This window comes from Azorhizobium sp. AG788, from assembly GCF_943371865.1.
Classification (GTDB): Bacteria; Pseudomonadota; Alphaproteobacteria; order Rhizobiales; family Xanthobacteraceae; genus Azorhizobium.
The window spans coordinates 1-3041 of sequence record NZ_CALRWL010000115.1; the positions used below are offsets into that span (position 1 = coordinate 1).

Genomic DNA, 3041 nt, shown 5'->3' on the forward strand with positions numbered 1-3041 from the left:
ATGGCCGTGACGCTGGCCAGTCCCAGCGCCAGACCCAGACCCAGCCGGGGCAGCGAGCGCAGCCGTGACAGGGCCAGGATCCCCGGATATGCGGCCAGCCCGACCGCCGTGGCCACCATCCCCCCGCGCGATTGGGTCGCCGCCAGGGCTAGGACCATCGCCAGTCCCCCCAGGGCATAGAGGCCGGTTTTCCGATCAAAATTACGTAAAGGCCGGATGGCCCCATTCTCGTCGCCCAGCCGGCGCAGCACCGATGTCAGTGCACACAGGATGCCCAGGCCGGCGAAGGTGGCATAATGGTTGCGGTTCACGAAGGTGCTGGTCAGCACATCCTGATAGGCCCATTTCTCCATCCACAGGATGCTTTGCGTGCCGGCAAGCTGGACCCCCAGGCCATAAAGCGCATAGGCGGTGCCGGCCATGGCCAGCAGATCGACGAGATGCCAGGCGCGTTGGCGCGAACCGGCATGCAGGAAGGCCAGCCAGAGGACAGCGGCGTAACAGAGCAGGCGCAGGATGCCGGTGATGGCGGCCGAGGGCGACAGGCCGATCCGCCCCGCGATCTCCTGTCCCGGCGCCAGTGCGGCGGCCGCGTCGTGCCAGAGGGGATGGTGCCATGCCACCGGCAGACCGGGTACGGCCTGAAGCACGGCCCAGGACAGGCACAGCCCGAAAAGCACCAGCGGCAGGGCCATGGGACGCCCGGAAAGCCGGGGGGCGGCCGGTTCCTTGCGCACCACCAGGGGCCAGGTCAGCGCCAGCAACCCCACGGCCAGCGCCAGCAGGGTCCAGGCGATGGGGCGATTGGAACCCAGTGGCAGCGGGGAAATCAGGATGGTGCCGGCGAAAAGCCCGAAATGGATATGTCTTGCCAGCATTGCCGCCGTCGTCTTTCAGAACCCGTATCGGAGCAGAAGCCCGACCCTACGCCTTGGCGATCCGTTCCGACCGGATCCCCCGGACGGCACAGGCGTTGCGCGTGTCCACGACCAGCGGACAGGCATCGACCAATTGCTGATAGTCGATGGCATCATGGTCGGTGACGATCAGGGCGGCATCGCACGCCGCCAGGTCGTCCGCCGTCAGGGCCAGGGACTGGCGGCCGGCCAGTTCGGGATATTCCCGGGTGGAGGGAATGACCGGCACCAGCGGATCATGGAACAGCACCGTCGCCTTGCGCGCCTCCAGCAGGCGGATGATGCGCAGCGCCGGACTTTCGCGCGTATCATCTATATTCTTCTTATAGGCGATGCCGACCACCAGGATGCGGGCGCCGTTCAGGCCCCGCCCCGACCGGTCATCCAGGGTCCGGGCCAGCAGATCCACCACATAGCCGGGCATCGCGGTGTTGATCTCGCCGGCCAGCTCGATGAAGCGGGTGGAAATGCCATAGGCATGGGCCTTCCAGGTCAGATAGAACGGATCGATGGGGATGCAGTGGCCGCCCAGGCCCGGCCCCGGATAGAAGGGCATATAGCCGAACGGCTTGGTCTTGGCGGCGGCGACAACCTCCCAGATATCGATGCCCATGGCCGCGTAGACCAGCTTCAACTCGTTGACCAGGGCGATATTGACGGCCCGGAAGATGTTTTCCGTCAGCTTCACGGCTTCCGCCGTGGCCAGGGATGAGACCGGCACCACCTCGGAAACGATGCGCCGATAGAGGGCGATGGCCACGCGCAGGGCGTCTGGATCGTCGGCGCCGACCACCTTGGGAATGCGCCTTGTGTCATAATCGGGGTTGCCGGGGTCCTCGCGCTCCGGCGAATAGGCCAGGAAGAAATCCCGCCCACAGCGCAGGCCGCCCTGTTCCAGGATCGGGCGCATCACCTCGGCGGTCGCCCCCGGATAGACCGTCGATTCCAGCACCACCATCTGTCCTGCCCGCAGGTGGGCGGCGATGGTCTGCGTGGTGCCCACAACGAAGCCCATATCCGGCTCGCGGTGATGCGTCAGGGGGGTCGGTACGCAGACCAGGATGATGTCGGCATCGGCCAGGCGGGAGAAATCGGTGGTGGCATCGCACTGTTCCGCCGCCCGCAGACGCCCGGCCGCATCGTCGCCGATATGGCGGAAATAGGAACGCCCGGCGCGGATATGGTCGATCTTGACCGGATCGATATCAAAGCCGGTCACCCGGATACCCCGGTCGGCGAAGGCGATCATCAGCGGCAGGCCCACATAGCCCAGGCCGATCACGCCGACATGGATGGTCTGCGCCTCGATCCTGTCCATCAGGATGTCGGCCAGCGCCGCACCGGGCACAGCAGAACTGTCATAGACCATCGTCCGGTGTCCCCAGGCGGTTCCATACGGTCGGATCAGCGGGCTGGAACCCGATCCCCACCTTGATCGACATGGCAGGTCGACTGACAGGAACTTATTGATATAATTATATATTCGCCTTCCAGCGACGGCAGGGGCCGATCATATCCGGCATCGCGCGATCGGTCCAGCATCGCCTGCGGGCATCCCCGCCGGCTTCGCCCTTATGGTGGGGGCGCCATGCGGGCATATAATATCCAATATTCCGTCTCCTCCCGCCGCGTGAAATGCGCCGCCAGATAGGGGGCGAACCGTTCATACGCAGCCTTGGCCATCGCTGGCGATGATGAGAATTTGGTGGGGACCAGCACATAGTCGGCGTCGGCCAGCATCTCTGGCGTGGGGCGGGGCGGGGCGGTGGGTTCCCAGAACAGGTCCCCCCCGCGCGGCGGCGCAAAGCCCAGCATGAAGGGCAACGGGTTGACCCGGTTGATCACCAGGATTTTGCCAGGTGCGTGTCGCCCGGCGGAAAACAGCGATGCCGCCTCCAGCATGCTGGTGAAATAGAGGGTCTGCGACCGCAGATTATCAGGGCATGGGCGCCATGGAACCACCACATCCGGTCCTCCATGGCCGCCAGGGACGCATACTCGCTCTCTTCCACGTGATCTCCCAGACCGGGCCGCGGTACAAGTCGGATGGCTTCCACGTACCTGGAAACCACCGCCAGGGGCGCGATCGAAGCTACTGTGGGCGGGGCAGCCGTTCCACATTAT

3 protein-coding genes are annotated in these 3041 nt (G+C 65.3%); all 3 read right to left on the bottom strand.

The window, feature by feature from the left end:
* On the bottom strand, window positions 1–878 hold an 878-nt coding region (locus tag AAG816_RS27685; RefSeq protein WP_341992933.1), incomplete at its 3' end, for a hypothetical protein.
* Between the two features lie 46 nt (window positions 879–924).
* Window positions 925–2286, bottom strand: coding sequence for a nucleotide sugar dehydrogenase (locus tag AAG816_RS27690; RefSeq protein WP_341992934.1), 1362 nt, complete (start codon window positions 2284–2286; stop codon window positions 925–927).
* Between the two features lie 203 nt (window positions 2287–2489).
* Window positions 2490–2882 (bottom strand): hypothetical protein, encoded by a 393-nt coding sequence (locus AAG816_RS27695; protein ID WP_341992935.1) that lies wholly within the window; start codon window positions 2880–2882, stop codon window positions 2490–2492.
* Between the last annotated feature and the right edge of the window lie 159 nt (window positions 2883–3041).

Coding starts and splice junctions, on each gene's coding strand:
- AAG816_RS27690 (WP_341992934.1), bottom strand. CDS start 2,286: ATGGTCTATGACAGTTCTGCTGTGCCCGGTGCGGCGCTGGCCGACATC.